Below are 17,110 nucleotides of genomic sequence, written 5' to 3'. Positions count from 1 at the left end.
TTGCTGCCAGAATGTTGGGATGAGTACTCGATGGCTGGACGACGCGGAGATGACCGCGTGGGTGCGGCTGGCTGCCGTACTCGAGCTGCTGCCCGGTGTCCTCGACTCCCAGCTCCGGCGGGACGCGGAGCTGACGCACTACGACTACTACGTGATGGCGATGCTGTCCGAGGCGCCGAAGCGCACGCTCCGGATGACCGCGCTCGCGCAGCGAACCAACGCGACACTCCCCCGGCTGTCACACGTCGTGAAGCGTCTGGAGGATCGCGGTCTGATCGAGCGCTTCCCCTGCCCGGAAGACGCACGCGCGACGAACGCCCGTCTGACTGCCGATGGCTGGAAGAAGATCCGCGCCACCGCTCCCGGGCATGTCGCAACCGTCCGGCAGCACGTCATCGACGTACTCACGCCCGAGCAGATCTCGCAGCTCGCCGACATCACCGGCGCGATCCTCGAGTCGGTCGACCCGGAGGGCAACCTCAGCGACGTGTATCGGCGCTGAGGTCGAGCAGCACCTTCGACGCGACGGTGCGATCACTTGCGAGGTCGAACGCGGTGGTTGCATCGCCGAGCGGGAACGTGTGCGTGACGATCGGCGCGACGTTCAACCCATTGGCCAGCAGCGCGATCGCACTGTCGAACTCGTGGTCGAACCGGAACGCGCCTCGCAGCGTCAGCTCCCGCGTCATGAGCACATTGCCTGCGAACGGGGTGTCGCCGGGCGGCAGGGTTCCGACCTGTACGACGGTGCCTCCGCGGCGTACTCGCTCCAGACAGGTACGCAGGCCAGCCGCCGTACCGGACGCCTCGATCGCAACGTCGATCTCATCCGGCCAGTCAGTGTCGCCAACCTTGATCGTCTGCGTCGCACCCACCTGAGTCGCCAGCGCCAACGGCGTCTCGTGCAGATCGGTGACGATCACCTCGACCGCGCCGGCCTGTCGTAGCGCGGCCACCACCAAGAGGCCGATCGGTCCCGAGCCGGTGACCATCGCTCGTTTGCCGTCGACGTCGCCTGCCTGGCGGACGGCGTGGATCGCGACCGACAACGGCTCGGCGAGCACCGCCGTACGAAGGTCCAGTCCAGCCGGCAAGACCCGCACCTGGTCGGTTCGGACGATCAGTTGCTGGACGAAACCGCCTTGGATGTGCGGGTTCCTCGCCGCACTGCCCAGGTAGTTGCTGTAGGCACAGATATTGCGCCGGTCGTTGAGGCACTCGGAGCATTTGCCGCACGGCGTCGCCGGATGGATCCCGACCGGCGTACCTTCGGGCAGCCCGTCCACGCCGCCGCTGATCCGCCCGACCACTTCGTGCCCGAGGACGAGCGGCTCGCGGATCCGGAAGTCCCCGACGCCGCCGTCGTGGTAGTAGTGCAGGTCCGAGCCGCAGATCCCGCCGTACTCGATGCCGACGGCAACTTGCCCCGGCCCGGGCTCTGTCGTACCGCGCTCCTCGATCCGCAGATCCCCCGCGGCATGCACCACACACCCGAACACGTAACCCACCACCCTCAAGTCGCCGTCCGCCGAGAATATCTGGCGTCGGAGCTGGGTGTATCGCCGCGGGTTGCCGGTGCCTCCGTCTGAATAAGGGGAGGAACTGTCATGAGCAACACACTCGAACCACACCGGAGGCGGACCAGGACCGTACGGCGCTCGCACCGTCGGCTGATCGTCACGATCAACATCGCCCAGGCTCTCGTCGCGCTGCCGTGTCTCGTTGCGGCGTACGGGCTGGCCGAACACCTGGTCGCAGCCCAGGAGGCCGTCGGCCCGCACCAGGTCGCAAGCCGATCAGCCCATTGGCCGGTCGACTTCGCGATCACACTGAACATGAGCCTGCTCATCGTCGGCGCCGCCGCCGGCGCGGTCGGCAGCGTCATCCAGCAGAGCATGACGTTCGCCCGCACGACCGGCGCGAATCACCAGGTCGCGTGGTACATCATGCGTCCACTCTGGTCGGCCCTACTCGCCTCCGTCTCGGTGATCGCCGTCAACACCGGCCTGATCAGCATCGGCGACGAATCCACCTCCAGCGCCGGCGTAGCCGTCCTGGTCCTAACCGGCGCCCTAACCGGCCTCTTCACCGACCAGGCCCTAGCCCGCCTCCGCCGAATCTTCAACCGCCCACCCCGCACCTGACCTCACACCCGCCGAAGCCGCAGAACGCTGGTCAACATCGGCAGAGTGAACTCACCGCGAGCGGTCTCCGGGCGGCTCGCCAGGTAGGCGTGGATGCGGGTCAGCGTGGCGTCTCGTTCGTCGTCTGGCATGACCAACATGCCCGCGCGGGTGGCGAGGGTCGCGACAAGAGAGTCCGCAGTACGCCGCTGCCCGTGCGCAAACTCAGCCTGCTCAGCCGGGCCGAACCACGCCTCCGGAAAGTGCATGCCGGCCGCCTCCACCCGCCAACTCCCAGGCGTATCACGCGGACCGATCGCCGCACTCCCACTCACCCGCGCCAGCCCGTCGACCCATTCCACCCGGTCGTCCACAACATTCCACAGCCCCGCCAGAACCCCACCAGGCACAAGCACCCTGGCAATCTCCGGCCCTGCCACCGCCATGTCGAACCAGTGCATAGCGTTCCCGGCGACCACGACATCCACCGCCCCATCCGCGAGTGGTATCCCCTCGGCTCCACCCGCCAAGGCGCGTACCCCGGGCAACCCCCGCCGCAACTCCCTCAACATCCCCGGATCAGGTTCAACGGCAACAACGTCGACCCCCATCTCAACCAACGTCGCCGTCAACTTCCCGGTCCCAGCCCCAAGATCAAGCACCCGCGAGCCCGGCGCCACCTCCAACACCCACCCCACCGCCGCCCGCGCATAATCCGGCCGATGCTCCGCATAAGCCCCCGCCACCTGCCCAAACCCCGACCCAAGCCCCACCCGCTCACCCTCACCCATCCCCCGAACCTACCCACCACCCACCCACGGCAACACTCACGCGCCGCCAGAGGCAGCAGATGATGAGCCACCCCGAACGGCGTCGGATTCCGCGGGACCAGTCGTCCCGGCAAGATCAGTCGCCCAGGGAACATCCACGCCCGCCGCGAAGCGGCCAACAAAACAGCCGCCGCGAAGCGGTGACCGATTCCGCGGGACCAGTTGCCGCAAAGCGCAGTCGCCGGAGGAACATCCGCGTACGCCGCGAAGCGGCCAACAAAACAGCCGCCGCGAAGCGGTGACCGATTCGCGGGTGTCCGGGGTGGGGTTAGCGGAAGTCGCGGGATTTGGTGCGGGCGGCTAGGGGGAGGCGTTCTAGGTGTTCGGCGGAGAGGTTGGTTACTTCGCCGGCGCGTTCTACCCGGCCTCGGATGATGAGGGCGGCGGCGTTGCGGGCTACGGCGGCGTGGTGGTGCCAGCAGCCTACGGTGATGACGATGTTGGCCATGCCGGTCTCGTCTTCGAGGTTCATGAAGGTGACGCCGGAGGCGGTGGCGGGCCGTTGGCGGTGGGTGACGACGCCGGCTACCCGGACGCGGGAGCCGTTGGGGGCTTCGCGGAGTTGGGCGGCGGACAGGATGCCTTCGGCGCGGAGTCTTTCGCGGACGCGCTCCATCGGGTGGCTGGTGGTGGTGATCGAGGTGGACCACAGGTCGGCCATGTCGGCCTCGATGTCGCTCATCCCGGGCAGCGTCGGCGGCGGGCCGACGGCGGTGATGCCGGCCAGCTGACCGGGACGCTCCTCGGCCGCGCGCCCTGCCTCCCACAACGCCTGCCGCCGGTCGAGTCCGAAGCAGTCGAACGCGCCGGCCGTCGCGAGCGCCTCGACCTGAGCCGCACTGATCCCGGTACGCCGGACCAGGTCGGCCATCTCGCTGAACGGCCCACCCCGCTCCCGCTCCTCGACGATCAGCTTCGCGCCCTTCTCCCCCACCGTGCGTACTTCGGACAACCCGAGCCGGACCGCGAACACACCGTCCCGGCGATGCGCGGTGTTGTCGAACGGAGCCTTCGGGTCGAACGGACCCACCAACGGCTGCGGGTCCGCCAGACAGTCCGGCGAACCGGTCGGCCCGGTGCGCTCCTGCCCGTCGACCAGCAGCTCGAGCCCCGCGTCGACACCCGAGAGATGCAGGTGCGGACGGCGTACTTCGACGCCGTGGCGGCGGGCGTCGGCCACCAGGGACTGCGGCGAATAGAACCCCATCGGCTGGGCTCGCAGCAGTGCGGCCAGGAACGCGGCCGGGTAGTGCAGCCGCAGCCACGTGCTGGAGTAGACGAGCAGCGCGAAGCTGATCGAGTGCGATTCGGCGAATCCGAAGTTCGCGAACGCTTCGATCTTCTCGTAGATCTCGTCGGCCAGGTCTCCGGTGATCCCGTTGCCGGCCATCCCGGCGTACAGCTTGTCCTTCAGCGACGAGATCTTCTCGATGCCGCGTTTGGACCCCATCGCGCGGCGGAGCAGGTCGGCCTCGTCGCCGTCGATCTCGCCGACCGCCATCGCCATCTGCATCAGCTGCTCCTGGAACAGCGGCACGCCCATCGTCCGCTCCAGCACTGGTCGCAGCTTCGGGTGCAGGTAGGTGATCGGCTCCTCCCCGGTCCGGCGGCGGATGTACGGGTGGACGGCGCCGCCCTGGATCGGGCCTGGGCGGATCAGCGCGATCTCGGTGACCAGGTCGTAGAAGCGTCGCGGTTTCAGTCGCGGCAGGGTCGCCATCTGTGCGCGGGACTCGACCTGGAACACGCCCACCGAGTCCGCCCGGCAGAGCTGGTCATAGACGCCTGCCTCCTCCCGCGGGATCGTGTGCAGCTCCCACGACTCGCCGATCTGCTCGCGGACCATGTCCAGGCAGTACTGCAGCGCGGCCAGCATGCCGAGCCCGAGCAGGTCGAACTTCACCAGCCCCATCCACGCACAGTCGTCCTTGTCCCATTGCAGGACGGTCCGCTTCTCCATCCGGGCATGCTCGATCGGCACCACCTCGCCGACCGGGCGCTCGGTCAGCACCATCCCGCCGGAGTGGATCCCGAGATGCCGCGGGAACTTCAGCAGCTCGGTCGCCATCGACACCACCTGCGGCGGGATGTCGTGCTCGGTCGAGGTGACCTCCGGACTCCAGCCGTCCACCTGCTTCGACCACGCGTCCTGCTGACCGACGGAGTACCCCAGGGCCTTCGCCATGTCGCGGACGGCGGACTTCGGACGGTAGGAGATCACGTTCGCCACCTGGGCGGCGTTGTGGCGTCCGTACTTCTCGTAGACGTGCTGGATCACCTCTTCCCGCCGGCCCGAGTCGAAGTCGACGTCGATATCCGGCTCCTCGGCCCGGGTGGTGGCCAGGAACCGCTCGAACGGCAGGTTGTAGAGGATGCTGTCGACCGCGGTGATCCCGAGCGCGTAGCAGACCGCCGAGTTCGCCGCCGAGCCGCGACCCTGGCAGAGGATCCCGTTGTCGTGCGCGAACCGGACGATGTCCTCGACGATCAGGAAGTACCCCGGGAAGCCCTTCTCCTCGATGACATCGAGCTCCCGCTCCAGCCGCTCATAGGCATCCGGCCGCTGCGCACGAGTCCCGTACCGGCTGGCGGCGCCGGCGAACGTCAGCTCCCGCAACCACGACATCGGATCATGACCATCAGGTACGTCGCGGAGCGGCAGCTTCGGCTTCGCCCGCGCGAGGTCGAACGCGAGCTGGTCGGCCAGCGTCACCGAGCGCGCCACGGCCCCGTCGTACCGCCGGAAGCGGGCCGCCATCTCCTCCCCCGAGCGCACGAACGCCATCCCGCTCGGTGGCAGCCAGCCGTCCATCGAGTCCAGGTCGCGCCTGGCTCGCACCGCGGCCAGCGCGGCGGCGAGCTTGTGCTTGGCCGGGACCGCGTAATGAACGTTGTTTGTGGCAACTACCGGGAGGCCGCGGTCGGCGGCGAGGTCGGCCAGGATCCGGTTCCGTGTGGTGTCCGCGGGCAGATGGTGGTCGATCAGCTCGACGACCACGCGGTCCTTACCGAACAACGCGGTCAACCGGTCGAGCTCACGGGCCGCGGCGGCCGGACCGTCGGCATGCCCACCGAGCTCCAGCGCCTGCCGGACCAGGCCTTTACGGCAGCCGGTGAGGATCACCCACTGGTCGCGGCCGACAGCAGCCAGCTTCTCCAGCACATAGACCGGCTTCCCCTTCTCCCCTCCGGCCAACTGCGCCTCGGTGATCGCACCGGCCAATGTGTGATACCCGTCCTGCCCCTCCGCCAGCACCAGCAGGTGACTGCCCTCCGGATCGGCCACGCCGTTCTGCGGGCCGGTCAGCCCCAGCGACAGCTCGGCTCCGAAGACAGTGGGCAACGAGTACGCCGCGGCGGCCTCGGCGAACCGGGCCGCGCCGTAGAACCCGTCGTGATCGGTCAGCGCCAGCGCATGCAGCCCTTGGCGGACCGCCGCCTCGACCAGGTCCTCGGGCTGGGAGGCGCCGTCCAGGAAGGAGAAGTTCGAATGGGCGTGGAGCTCGGCATACGGCACCGCGTGCTCGGGGCGTCGCACGACGTCGGGGACATACGGCCCGCGGTGCTGCGACCACGCCGGGCTGTCACCGCCGTCGCCCGTCACCGGCCGGCCGCCGTGGCTGCCCGGGCGGGAGCGGTCCGACAGCTTGCGCTCCAGCTCCGACCACTTGATCGGCGGATTGTTGTAGCCCATCGCACTCACCTCCCGTTGGGATCAAGACTAGAACATATGTTCGACAGCACGCAAAATGAGTGGCAGCCGGGTGAGGGATTGGATACCTTGCCGTGGTCCGTGACATCACACCCGGAGGTGAGGCCCCCATGAACGCTGTAGCGCAGCGGGTGCTCACCCCCTCGTGGTCACGGGCGGGCGACTGACGTAGGTGTCGGTCGGGAGCGCCTCGAGAAGCTCCCGGAAGGAAACACCTATGAACACTTTGACGCTCTCGCGTGTCGCCGAGAACCAGTGGCACGCGATCGAGAACGACCTGGTCGTCGGCCGTGGGCACGCCTCACGGCGGCTCGACGGCAGGACCTTCCTCAGCATCGACACCTGGCGCGACTCGGTCTTCGACCAGCTCGCCACCGCGATGCTCGCCGACCAGTCGGCACCGCTCTACACCGTGGTCGACGAGACCGACCACGACCTCACAGCCAAGTGGGAACGCGCCGGCTTCACCCGCGAGCGCCGCGAGTCGGAGTTCGTCGTACCCACAAACCTCACACCGGCCGACCCGCCGTCAGGAGTGGTCATCGAGACCGCCCCGACCGAGGCCGAGCTGCGCGAACTCGACCGTGCGATCCGCGCAGAGGTCGAGGCGACCGTCGGCTGGCAGACCATGCCCGCCGAGGTGCTGCCGTGGCAAGGCGGGACGAGACCGCTCGACCCGTCGAAGTACACGGTCGCGACAAAGGACGGCCGGTACGTCGGACTGGTCCGCGTCGCGACCAGGACTCGGCGCCCGCGGATCGGGCTGGTCGCAGTACTGGCCGCCGAACAGCGGCACGGCATCGGCCGCGCCGTGCTGACCCAAGCGCTCAGCCGGCTGCATCAGGCCGGTTTCGAGGCCGCCACGACGGAGGTCGACGAGACCAACACGGCCGCACTGGCGCTGTTCGAAGAGATCGGCGCCGAACGCACCGGCGGCAGTCTCGAACTGATCAGCGGGAAGGCCTGACCATGCCCAGGAAAGCAGGCGCCATCGAGGTCGAGGGCACGGTCGTCGAGTGCCTCCGCAACGCCAACTTCCGGGTCGAGCTCACCAACGGCCACAAGGTGCTGGCGCACATCAGCGGGAAGATCCGGAAGAACTACATCAAGATCCTCCCCGAGGACCACGTCCTGGTCGAGCTCAGCCCCTACGACCTGAACCGGGGCCGGATCATCTTCCGCTACCGAACCTGATCCATCTCACACACCTCCCGTCGGGATCAAGACTAGAACATGTGTTCGATCAAGCGGTAATCTGAAAACATGCTTGGTCGGTTCACGGTTCGCCCGTCCGACGACGGATCCAACGGGTTCGGCGTCTGGGACGGTGCGGTCAACGGGTGGCGTGCGACAGGTCTCGACGACGAGGAGAAAGCCTACGAGTTAGCCTCCGATCTCGACGTGCAGTACGACGCGCACGGGCCACGCCCGGCCGACGCGATCCGTCACGTCGAGCCTGCCCAGGACGTCCAGCAAGCCAGCTGGTCGACCGGCAAGCTCGACGTGTGGATCCGCGACAACGGCGAGTGGCTCGGGCGGGTCCGCGACAAGGACGGCCACATCACCTGGGTCCCCGGCGGCAACCTGCGTCCGCTCTAGACCGCCCTGGACGCTCGAGGGCCGGGGTGCCAGACTCCGGAGATGAGCCGCTACGGTCAGCAGTTCGGCCCGGACTTCACCTTCCTCGGCGTCCCGGCCTGCGACCTGGACGACCCGGCGTCGTACGCGGATGCTCAAGTGGTCATCCTCGGCGCGCCCTTCGACGGCGGTACGTCGCACCGCCCGGGGGCGCGCTTCGGCCCGATGGCGATCCGGATGCGCGACTACCTCGGCCACGACGGGTCCCGGCCCAGCCTGGCGCTGCGTACCGACGGCCTGGTCGACCTGAACGTGGTCGACGCCGGTGACGTGGAGATGTACTCCGGTGACATCGAGGTCGCCCTGCCCGCGCTCGAAGCAGCGGTCGAGAAGGTGACCCGGTCGGGCGCGATCCCGATCGTGCTCGGCGGCGACCACTCGATCGCGTTCCCGGACGCGAAGGGGGTCGCGAACGTGCTCGGCCACGGCCGGGTGTCGATGCTGCACTTCGACGCGCACGCCGACACCGGCGACATCGAGTTCGGGTCGTTGTGGGGTCACGGGCAACCGATGCGCCGGCTGATCGAGTCCGGTGCGTTGCGCGGTGACCGGTTCCTGCAGATCGGTCTGCGCGGTTACTGGCCGCCGCCGGACACGCTCGACTGGATGGCCGAACAGAACATGCGGTCCTACGAGATGACCGAGATCGTGCACCGCGGGCTGGACGAGTGCCTGACCGAGGCGTTCACGATCGCGACCGACGAGTGCGACGGCGTGTTCCTGTCCGTCGACATCGACGTGTGCGATCCCGGTCACGCTCCCGGCACCGGCACGCCCGAGCCGGGCGGTCTGACCGCGCGCCAGTTGCTGGACGCCGTACGCCGGATCTGCCTCGAACTGCCTGTCGCCGGGATGGACGTGGTCGAGGTCAGCCCGCCGTACGACCACGCCGACATCACCGCCGCGCTGGCCAATCGCGTGGTGCTGGAGGCCGTGTCGGCGATCGCCCGCAAGCGTCAGGACGAACGCGACGGGACCCGCTGGGATCCCGGCCGGCCGCTGCTGGGTGGCCGGCCCACGCCGGGCTGACCTGTTCCCAGCACAGGCGGCCGGGTGCCACACTCCGAAGAGGGTGGGGAATTGCGGGCACCTCCATCGAGGGGAGGCAGCATGGCGATGACCGCGCGGCAGCTGTTCCGCCGCAAGCCGGTTCCGGAGATGTCGCAGGAGAGCGGGAGCGACTCCGGCCAGAGCGAGCTGGTCCGATCGATCGGGTTGTTCCAGCTCTCCATGTTCGGTATCGGCGCCACCATCGGTACCGGTATCTTCTTCGTTCTCGCGCAGGCCGTCCCCGTGGCCGGACCGGCGGTGATCTGGTCGTTCGTGATCGCCGGTGTGGTCGCCGGACTGACCGCGATCTGCTACGCCGAGCTGGCCAGCGCGGTCCCGGTGTCGGGTTCGTCGTACTCGTACGCCTACGCGACGCTGGGCGAGCTGCCCGCGATCGGCGTGGCCGCGTGTCTGCTGCTGGAGTACGGCGTGTCGGCCGCGGCCGTCGCGGTCGGCTGGTCGCAGTACCTGAACGAATTGTTCGACAACCTCTTCGGCTTCACGCTGCCGGACAAGCTGTCCCAGGCGCCTGAACAGGGCGGCGTGTTCAACCTGCCCGCGGTCATCCTGGTCGCGCTCTGCACGCTGCTGCTGATCCGCGGCGCGAGCGAGTCGGCCAAGACCAACGCGGTGATGGTGTGCCTGAAGATCGGCGTGCTGATCCTGTTCATCGTGCTCGGGCTGAAGGGCTGGAACTCCGACAACCTGTCGAACTTCGCGCCGTTCGGCATCACCGGGATCACCTCGGCCGCCGGCATCATCTTCTTCTCCTACATCGGTCTGGATGCCGTCTCGACCGCCGGTGAGGAGGTCAAGAACCCGCGGCGGACGATGCCGCTGGCAATCCTGATCGCGCTCGTCACGGTCACCGGGCTCTACATCGTGGTCACGCTGGTCGCGGTCGCGGCCCAGCCGGCAGACCAGTTCAAGGACCAGGAGGCCGGGCTGTCCGCGATCCTGGAGAAGGTGACCGGATCGTCCTGGCCGGCCACGGTCCTGGCCGCGGGCGCGGTGATCTCGATCTTCAGCGTCACGCTGATCGTCATCTACGGCCAGACCCGCATCCTGTTCGCGATGGCGCGCGACGGGATGATCCCCGAGCTGTTCCACAAGGTGAACCCGCGCACGCACACCCCGGTACCGAACACGCTGATCGTCGCGGTGCTGATCGCGCTGCTGGCCGGGCTGATCCCGATCAACTTCCTCGCCGAGATGACCAGCATCGGCACGCTGGTCGCGTTCCTGGTCGTGTCGATCGGCGTGATGGTACTGCGCCGTACGCACCCTGAACTGCCGCGCGGCTTCAAGGTGCCGGGCTATCCGGTCACGCCGGTCCTGTCGATCCTGGGCTGTCTGTGGATCATCAAGGACCTGCGCGCGGTGACGATCTACGTGTTCCTGATCTGGCTGGCCGTCGCCTTGATCTGGTACTTCGTCTACGGCTTCAAGCACTCGCATCTCGGCCGGAACGAGCACGTCGGGCTGATCCACGACGAGGACGGACCGCAGCCATGACGATGATCGTCGGCTACGCCCCCGACGAGCGTGGAAAGGCAGCGCTGCACCTGGCCGGCATGCTGGCCAGGTCGGCGGGCGACAACCTGATCGTGTGCAGCGTCGTACCCGCGCCGTGGGTGCCCGGGATGGCGCGGGTGGACGCGGAGTACCAGGAGTTCCTGACGCAGGGCGCCGACCAGGCGCTGGAGCGGGCCCGGAGCTTTCTGCCCGGGGACGTTCCGGCGACGTACGTCCGGCACAGCGCGCGGTCGGCGCCGGCCGGGCTGCTCGAGCTGGCCGAGCAGAACGACGCCCGGCTGATCGTGCTCGGGTCGTCGTCGGCCGGCGTGTTCGGCCACATCGCGCTCGGCAGTGTCACCGACCGGCTGCTGCACAGCTCGCACGTCTCACTCGCACTGGCCACCCGGGGCTTCCGCTGCCCGGCCGACCGCACGGTGTCCCGGGTGACCGCGGCCTTCGGCGGCACCGAGAGCGCCGAGGACCTGGTCCTGGCCGCTGCCTCGGTCAGCGCCGACGTCCACGCATCGTTGCGGATAGCAACGTTCGCGGTCTGGAACCGGCCCGCGTACACGACCACGCTGGGCACGGACTCCGAGGACCTGGTGATGCAGGAATGGCGGTCCGAGCTGGACAAGACGGTGAGCGCCACGCTCGCGCAGGTGCAGGAGCTGCCCGAGCGCCCGCGCACGATCGAGACGGTGGTCGGGTCCGGTACGACGTGGGCCGAGGCGATCGACGAGATCGGCTGGGAGGCAGGCGACGTCCTGGTGGTCGGGTCGAGCGAGCTGGGACCGATCGCCCGCGTCTTCCTGGGGTCACGGGCGACCAAGATCCTGCGCCACTCCCCTGTCCCGGTGCTGGTGATCCCGCGCCGGCGGGCCGAACAGCTGGCCGAGCAGGCCGGCGAGAACTGACCACTCGATCATGAGTGATCTGCTCTCGCTGTTCCCACCCGGGAGCCGGCTCGATGTCGACGGCACAGTTGTGGTCGGCGGGTGCCGTGCGGACGACCTGGCGGCCGAGTTCGGTACGCCGGTTCTCGTCGTCGCCGAGCAGGCGCTCCGGGCCCGCGCCCGCGAGTACCGCGACGAGCTGGCCGCCCGCCGGCCCGGCTCGCGCGTCGTCTTCGCGTCGAAGGCGTTCCCGTGTACGGCGGTCCAGCGGGTCATGGTCGAGGAAGGACTCGGCCTCGACGTCGCGGGCGGCGGCGAGATCCTGACCGCGCTCAAGGCCGGGGTCGATCCGGGCCTGATCGTGCTGCACGGCAACGCGAAGAGCGACGAGGAGATCGCGCTCGCCGTCGAGCACGGTATCGGCCTGGTCGTGGTCGACAACGCCGATGACGTGGACCGGCTGGAAGCGACCGGGCGGCCGCAGGACGTGCTGGTGCGGATCATCCCGGGCGTGACCGCGGACACCCACGCACATGTGCTGACCGGGCACGCGGGCTCCAAGTTCGGTCTCGCCCCGGCGGACGCGGCTGCGCTGATCCGGCGGATCGAGCACAGCCCACGGCTGCGAATGCGCGGTCTGCACGTTCATGTCGGTTCGCAGATCCTCGACGTCGAGCCGTTCGCGGAGTCCGTCGCGCCGATCGCGCGGCTCGGCGAGTTCGAGATCTACGACCTGGGCGGTGGGCTGGGGGCGCGCTACACCTGGGCGGACAAGCCGCCGAGTGTGGCGGCGTACCTGGACGCTCTGATCGGCGCGGCGAAGCAGCACCTCCCCGCATCCGCGCAGCTGATCATCGAACCTGGACGCAGCATGGTCTGTACGGCGGCGACCACGATCTACCGCGTCACCACGGTGAAACGCGGCGCGATCACCTTCGTCGCCGTCGACGGCGGGATGGGCGACAACCTGGAGGTCGCGTTGTTCGAGCAGCGGTTCGAGGCCGGTATCGTCGGGCGCTTCGACGGGCCCGGCCTGGAGAGCGTGACCGTGGTCGGGCGGCACTGCGAGAGCGGTGACGTGCTGGTCGACGGCGTACCGCTGTCCGCGCCGGCGGTCGGGGATCTGCTCGCGATCCCGGCGACCGGGGCGTACTGCTACACGATGGCGAACAACTACAACGGCAACCGCCGGATCCCGGTCGTCTTCGCGAACGAGGGCGTCCCGCGTCTCGTCGTCCGCCGGGAGACCTGGGACGACCTGATGGCCCGGGACGTCGACTAGCCGACGAGGAGAAGGCCATGGCGACCCATCCACTCGAGCCGCTGGACGAGCACGAGTTCCGGCAGACGGCCGCGATCCTGCGGCGGGACGAGGAGCTCGACGGGTCCTGGCGGTTCGCCGGGATCGAGCTGCTCGAGCCGGACAAGGCGGCGGTCAAAGCCTGGCGGTCCGGTGACGCCGTACCGCGGACCGCGTTCGCCGTGCTGTGGAACCGGGCCGACAACCAGACCTGGGAGGCGGTCGTCGACCTGACCGGCGACCGGGTGGTCTCCTGGACGCACGTCCCCGGCGTGACGCCGAACTTCACCACCGACGAGTACTACGAGGTCGACGCGGCGATGCGGGCGCACCCGGACGTCGCCGCCGCGCTGGCCGTGCGCGGCATCACCGACCTGTCCCTGGTCCTGATCGAGGTCTGGACGTACGGCAAGGCGCTGATGCCGGAGAAGTACCGTGACCGCAGGCTCGGCTGGTGTGACATCTGGTACCGCGAGACGCCGGAGAGCAATGCGTACGCGCATCCGGTGTCCGGTCTCAAGGTCGTCGTCGACATGAACACCCTCGAGCTGCTCGAGCTCGAGGACGACCACAATCACGGCCAGCCGGACGTCACCGCGGAGTACGTCCCAGGACCGTGGACCGGGGCGCTGCGCACCGACCTGAAGCCGCTGGAGATCAGTCAGCCCGAGGGCGTCTCGTTCACGCTCGACGGCACCGAGCTGCGCTGGCAGAACTGGAACCTGCGACTCGGTTTCAACCACCGCGAGGGCCCGGTGATCTACCAGGTCGGGTACGGCGGCCGCGACATCGCCTACCGGATGTCGTTCGCCGAGCTGATGGTCCCGTACCGCGACGCGTCGTTCGACCACTACCGGCGTACTGCGTTCGACATCGGCGAATGGGGTCTCGGGTTCATGACCACGTCGCTCGAGCTGGGCTGCGACTGCCTCGGCGAGATCCGCTACCTGGACGCCGTGCTGCACGACACCCGCGGCGAGCCGTACACGATCAAGAACGCGATCTGCCTGCACGAAGAGGACAACGCCGTGCTGTGGAAGCACGTGGACCACACCAACGGCGCCGAGGTACGCCGGATGCGCCGGCTGGTCGTGTCGTGCCACGTGACGGTCGCGAACTACGAGTACCTCGTTTACTGGCGCTTCTACCAGGACGGCAATATCGAGTGCGAGGTCCGGGCCACCGGGCTGATGGTGACGACGCCGTACGCCGGTCCCGCGCCCGCGACCGGGACCGTGGTCGACAAGCAGACGTACGCGCCGTTCCACCAGCACTTCCTGGTCGCCCGGCTCGACCTCGACGTGGACGGCGACGGCAACACGGCGTACGAGGTGGACTCGCGTGCGCTGCCGGTGTCGGAGAGCAATCCGTACGGGCTGGCCGTCGTCACCGACGCGACGCCGATCCGGTCCGAGTCCGAGGCCGGCCGGGACTTCAATTGGTCGACCCAACGGTCCTGGAAGGTGGCGAACCCGAACCGGGTGAACGCGCTCGGCACGCATCCGGCGTACAAACTCGTCCCGAGCGCGTCGATCCCGCCGCTGATGGATCCGGGTACGCCGCAGTTCCTCCGCGCGCCCGTCATCGGGCACACGCTCTGGGTCACCCGCCACCATGACGAGGAACGCTGGCCGTGCGGTGACTACCCGACCCAGTCCAGCACCGACGACGGCATGAGCCGCTGGATCGCCGACGACGAGTCACTGGAGAACACCGACCTCGTGCTCTGGTACGTCTTCGGCATCCACCACATCACCCGGGTCGAGGACTGGCCGGTGATGCCCGCCGACACCGTCTCGTTCTGGCTCAAACCGTTCGGTTTCTTCGACCGGAATCCGTCCATCGACGTCCCGCCCTCGATCAAGGCCGACGGCAAGGTCTGCCACCACGACTGAAGCGCCTACGTGTTCGGCCTGGGCTTTACCGGTTTCGTCCCCGGCTTCTTCGAGTCGGGCGGCTTGGGGTTCGGGTTGCCGATCATCTTCTTCGGCGGATTCACGAAGCGTTCGACCGGGAACCCGCGGATGGCACCCTGCATGGCGCTCTCCCAGAGCGGGCCGGCCGTGCCGGAGCCGGTCGGGTCGGCGATGTCCACGCCGTTCAGCGTGTGGTGGAACATCAGGTTCGTGTACGGCAGGCTGGCGTCCGCGACGACGGCCGCCGCGGCGAGGTTCGGGGTGTAGCCGGCGAACCAGACCGCCAGGTTCTGCTGGATCGTGCCGGTCTTGCCGGCCATGTCGCGGCTGCCGAAGCGCAGCCGACCACCGGTGCCGCCCGGCATCATCACCTGGCTGAGGACCCGGTTGACCCCGTCCGCCACCGCCCGCGGCAACACCTGCTTGCAGGCGAAGCCCGGCCCGGGGATCGCCTTGCCGGCCTTGTCCCGGATCGACGTGACGACGAGCGGCTTGCAGTACTTCCCGCGCGCCGCGAACGTCGCGTACGCGTTCGACAGCATCAGCGGTGTCACGTACCCGACGCCCAGCGTCATCGACGCCACCTGGTCGAGCGGCTCGCCGGTCTGGCCGTTGTACATCCCGAGCTTGGCCGCGATCTTCGCGATCGGGCACAGCCCGGTCCGCTGCGACAGCTGCAGGAAGTAGGTGTTGGTCGAGAACCGCGCCGCCTCGACCATGGTCAGGTCACCGCTGTGCGTCGAGTTCCTCGGCTGGTACGTCGGATCGCGCGTGTACCCGGTACAGGTCTTGAACTTCTTGTTCCGCAGGTCGATCTGCTCCGGCGAGTTGATCCGGTAGTCCATCGGGATGCCTCGCGACAGGGCCGCCGCGATCGTGAACGCCTTCATCGTCGAGCCGTTCTGGAACCCGCCGAACCCGCCGGCGTACGACTTCTCGACGTTGTAGTTGTAGTTGGTGTGGTTGCGCCCGTTGCCGTACGGCTTGCTCTGCACCATCGCCTTGACCAGCCCGGTGCCCGGTTCGACGATTGTGATCGCGGCCGCGGACGTGTCGGTGCGCTTGCTGTGCTTGTCGATCGACGCCTGCGCGGCCGCCTGGAGCTGCGGGTCGATCGAGGTCCGGATCAGCAGGCCGCCGGTCTTCAGGTAGTGGTCGCGGTCCTTCGGGGTCACGCCGAGCGCCGGGTTGGCCAGCAGCTTCGAGACCACGTAGTCGCAGTAGAACGGGTACCGCGAGTTGGCGCAGCCGTTCGGCACCGGCTCGACGGTGGCCAGGTCGATCACCGGCGTCCGCAGCGCCTGGTTGGCCTGGTGGACCGTGATCACGCCGAGTTCGAGCATCCGCTTGATCACCACGTCGCGGCGCGCCTTCGAGCGGGTCAGGTCGTTCGTCGGGTCGTACCCGGTCGGGTTCTTCACCAGCCCGGCCAGCAGCGCCGCCTGCGGGAGCGTGAGTTTCTCGGCGGTGGTCCGGAAGTAGTGCTGCGCGGCGGCCTGGACGCCGTACGAGCCGTCGCCGAAGTTCGCCAGGTTCAGGTACCGCTCGAGGATCTCGTCCTTGGACAGCTGGCTCTCGACCGCGATCGCGTACCGCAGCTCGGTCAGCTTCCGCTGGTACGAGACCTCGGTGGCCTTCGCCCGGTCGGAGGCCGTCCGCGCCTTCTCGACCAGGCTCATCTTCACGAACTGCTGGGTGATGCTCGACCCGCCCTGCTGCACCTCGCCGCCGGTCTGGTTGCGCACCATCGCCCGCAGCGTGCCTTTCAGGTCGAGCGCGCCGTGCTCGTAGAAGCGCGAGTCCTCGATCGCGACGATCGCCTTGCGCATGATCGGACTCACGCTGCCGAGCGGGACCGGGACCCGGTTCTGCTCGTACAGCGTGGCGATCAGCGTGCCGTCCGCCGCCAGGATGCGGCTGCGGACGGCCAGCGGATCGGTCTGGAACTCGACCGGCAGATTCTCGACGGTCGCTGCGACGTCAGCAGCACCCTGCCCGGCGAATCCGGCGAACGGGACCGCGAGGCCCGCCGCCAGGGCGCCCGACAACACGCTCACGCCGATGAACAAGATCAACGACCGAGCCCAACCGCGACCGCCCCTGTCGGTTCGCACCACCTCTACAGAGTAG

Annotated in this window: 14 protein-coding genes; 10 read left to right on the top strand and 4 right to left on the bottom strand. The window is 68.6% G+C overall.

The window, feature by feature from the left end:
• Nucleotides 1-19 precede the first annotated feature (19 nt).
• Nucleotides 20-502: a MarR family winged helix-turn-helix transcriptional regulator gene (locus ACFWUU_RS10640; RefSeq protein WP_137257368.1), complete on the top strand. Its 483-nt coding sequence runs from the start codon at nucleotides 20-22 to the stop codon at nucleotides 500-502.
• Here the strand turns inward: ACFWUU_RS10640 and ACFWUU_RS10635 are convergent.
• Nucleotides 480-1,511: an L-idonate 5-dehydrogenase gene (locus ACFWUU_RS10635; RefSeq protein ID WP_380176839.1), complete on the bottom strand. Its 1,032-nt coding sequence runs from the start codon at nucleotides 1,509-1,511 to the stop codon at nucleotides 480-482. The two genes, ACFWUU_RS10640 and ACFWUU_RS10635, sit on opposite strands and share 23 nt — an antisense overlap.
• Nucleotides 1,512-1,607: 96 nt before the next feature.
• Between ACFWUU_RS10635 and ACFWUU_RS10630 the strand changes: the two genes are divergently transcribed.
• Nucleotides 1,608-2,144 carry a hypothetical protein gene (locus ACFWUU_RS10630; protein ID WP_380174580.1) on the top strand — a complete coding sequence of 179 codons (537 nt, stop codon included), beginning with the start codon at nucleotides 1,608-1,610 and terminating at the stop codon, nucleotides 2,142-2,144.
• 2 nt (nucleotides 2,145-2,146) lie between these two features.
• Here ACFWUU_RS10630 and ACFWUU_RS10625 read toward each other — a convergent pair whose 3' ends face one another.
• Nucleotides 2,147-2,914: a class I SAM-dependent methyltransferase gene (locus ACFWUU_RS10625; protein ID WP_380174579.1), complete on the bottom strand. Its 768-nt coding sequence runs from the start codon at nucleotides 2,912-2,914 to the stop codon at nucleotides 2,147-2,149.
• Nucleotides 2,915-3,221: 307 nt separating this feature from the next.
• Nucleotides 3,222-6,647: an error-prone DNA polymerase gene (locus ACFWUU_RS10620; protein WP_380174577.1), complete on the bottom strand. Its 3,426-nt coding sequence runs from the start codon at nucleotides 6,645-6,647 to the stop codon at nucleotides 3,222-3,224.
• A gap of 235 nt (nucleotides 6,648-6,882) precedes the next feature.
• On the opposite strand from ACFWUU_RS10620, the gene ACFWUU_RS10615 reads away from it, so the two are divergent.
• From ACFWUU_RS10615 to ACFWUU_RS10580, 8 genes are all read left to right on the top strand, one after another.
• Nucleotides 6,883-7,632, top strand: coding sequence for a GNAT family N-acetyltransferase (locus ACFWUU_RS10615; protein ID WP_380174575.1), 750 nt, complete (start codon nucleotides 6,883-6,885; stop codon nucleotides 7,630-7,632).
• Between the two features lie 2 nt (nucleotides 7,633-7,634).
• Entirely contained in the window at nucleotides 7,635-7,859 is a 225-nt protein-coding gene (infA, locus tag ACFWUU_RS10610; RefSeq protein ID WP_137257373.1) for a translation initiation factor IF-1, read from the top strand.
• 69 nt (nucleotides 7,860-7,928) lie between these two features.
• Nucleotides 7,929-8,264 (top strand): hypothetical protein, encoded by a 336-nt coding sequence (locus tag ACFWUU_RS10605; protein ID WP_137257374.1) that lies wholly within the window; start codon nucleotides 7,929-7,931, stop codon nucleotides 8,262-8,264.
• 42 nt (nucleotides 8,265-8,306) lie between these two features.
• Complete coding sequence (gene speB, locus ACFWUU_RS10600; protein WP_137257375.1) at nucleotides 8,307-9,332, top strand: agmatinase; 1,026 nt, start codon at nucleotides 8,307-8,309, stop codon at nucleotides 9,330-9,332.
• A gap of 81 nt (nucleotides 9,333-9,413) precedes the next feature.
• Nucleotides 9,414-10,868 (top strand): amino acid permease, encoded by a 1,455-nt coding sequence (locus tag ACFWUU_RS10595; RefSeq protein WP_137257376.1) that lies wholly within the window; start codon nucleotides 9,414-9,416, stop codon nucleotides 10,866-10,868.
• The gene (locus tag ACFWUU_RS10590) at nucleotides 10,865-11,785 is read left to right on the top strand and encodes a universal stress protein (protein ID WP_380174573.1); all 921 of its coding nucleotides are present in this window, start codon (nucleotides 10,865-10,867) and stop codon (nucleotides 11,783-11,785) included. Before ACFWUU_RS10595 ends, ACFWUU_RS10590 begins: the two co-directional genes overlap by 4 nt.
• Nucleotides 11,786-11,795: 10 nt before the next feature.
• Nucleotides 11,796-13,046 carry a diaminopimelate decarboxylase gene (lysA, locus tag ACFWUU_RS10585; protein ID WP_380174571.1) on the top strand — a complete coding sequence of 417 codons (1,251 nt, stop codon included), beginning with the start codon at nucleotides 11,796-11,798 and terminating at the stop codon, nucleotides 13,044-13,046.
• Nucleotides 13,013-14,959: a primary-amine oxidase gene (locus ACFWUU_RS10580; protein ID WP_380176837.1), complete on the top strand. Its 1,947-nt coding sequence runs from the start codon at nucleotides 13,013-13,015 to the stop codon at nucleotides 14,957-14,959. Before lysA ends, ACFWUU_RS10580 begins: the two co-directional genes overlap by 34 nt.
• 5 nt (nucleotides 14,960-14,964) lie before the next feature.
• Here the strand turns inward: ACFWUU_RS10580 and ACFWUU_RS10575 are convergent, their stop codons facing one another.
• Nucleotides 14,965-17,097 carry a transglycosylase domain-containing protein gene (locus ACFWUU_RS10575; RefSeq protein ID WP_380174570.1) on the bottom strand — a complete coding sequence of 711 codons (2,133 nt, stop codon included), beginning with the start codon at nucleotides 17,095-17,097 and terminating at the stop codon, nucleotides 14,965-14,967.
• Between the last annotated feature and the right edge of the window lie 13 nt (nucleotides 17,098-17,110).

Source organism: Kribbella sp. NPDC058693 (assembly GCF_042715335.1).
GTDB lineage: Bacteria > Actinomycetota > Actinomycetes > Propionibacteriales > Kribbellaceae > Kribbella > Kribbella jiaozuonensis.
The sequence above is the reverse complement of the archived record's forward strand: the minus strand, read 5'-3'. Positions and strand labels throughout refer to the sequence as shown.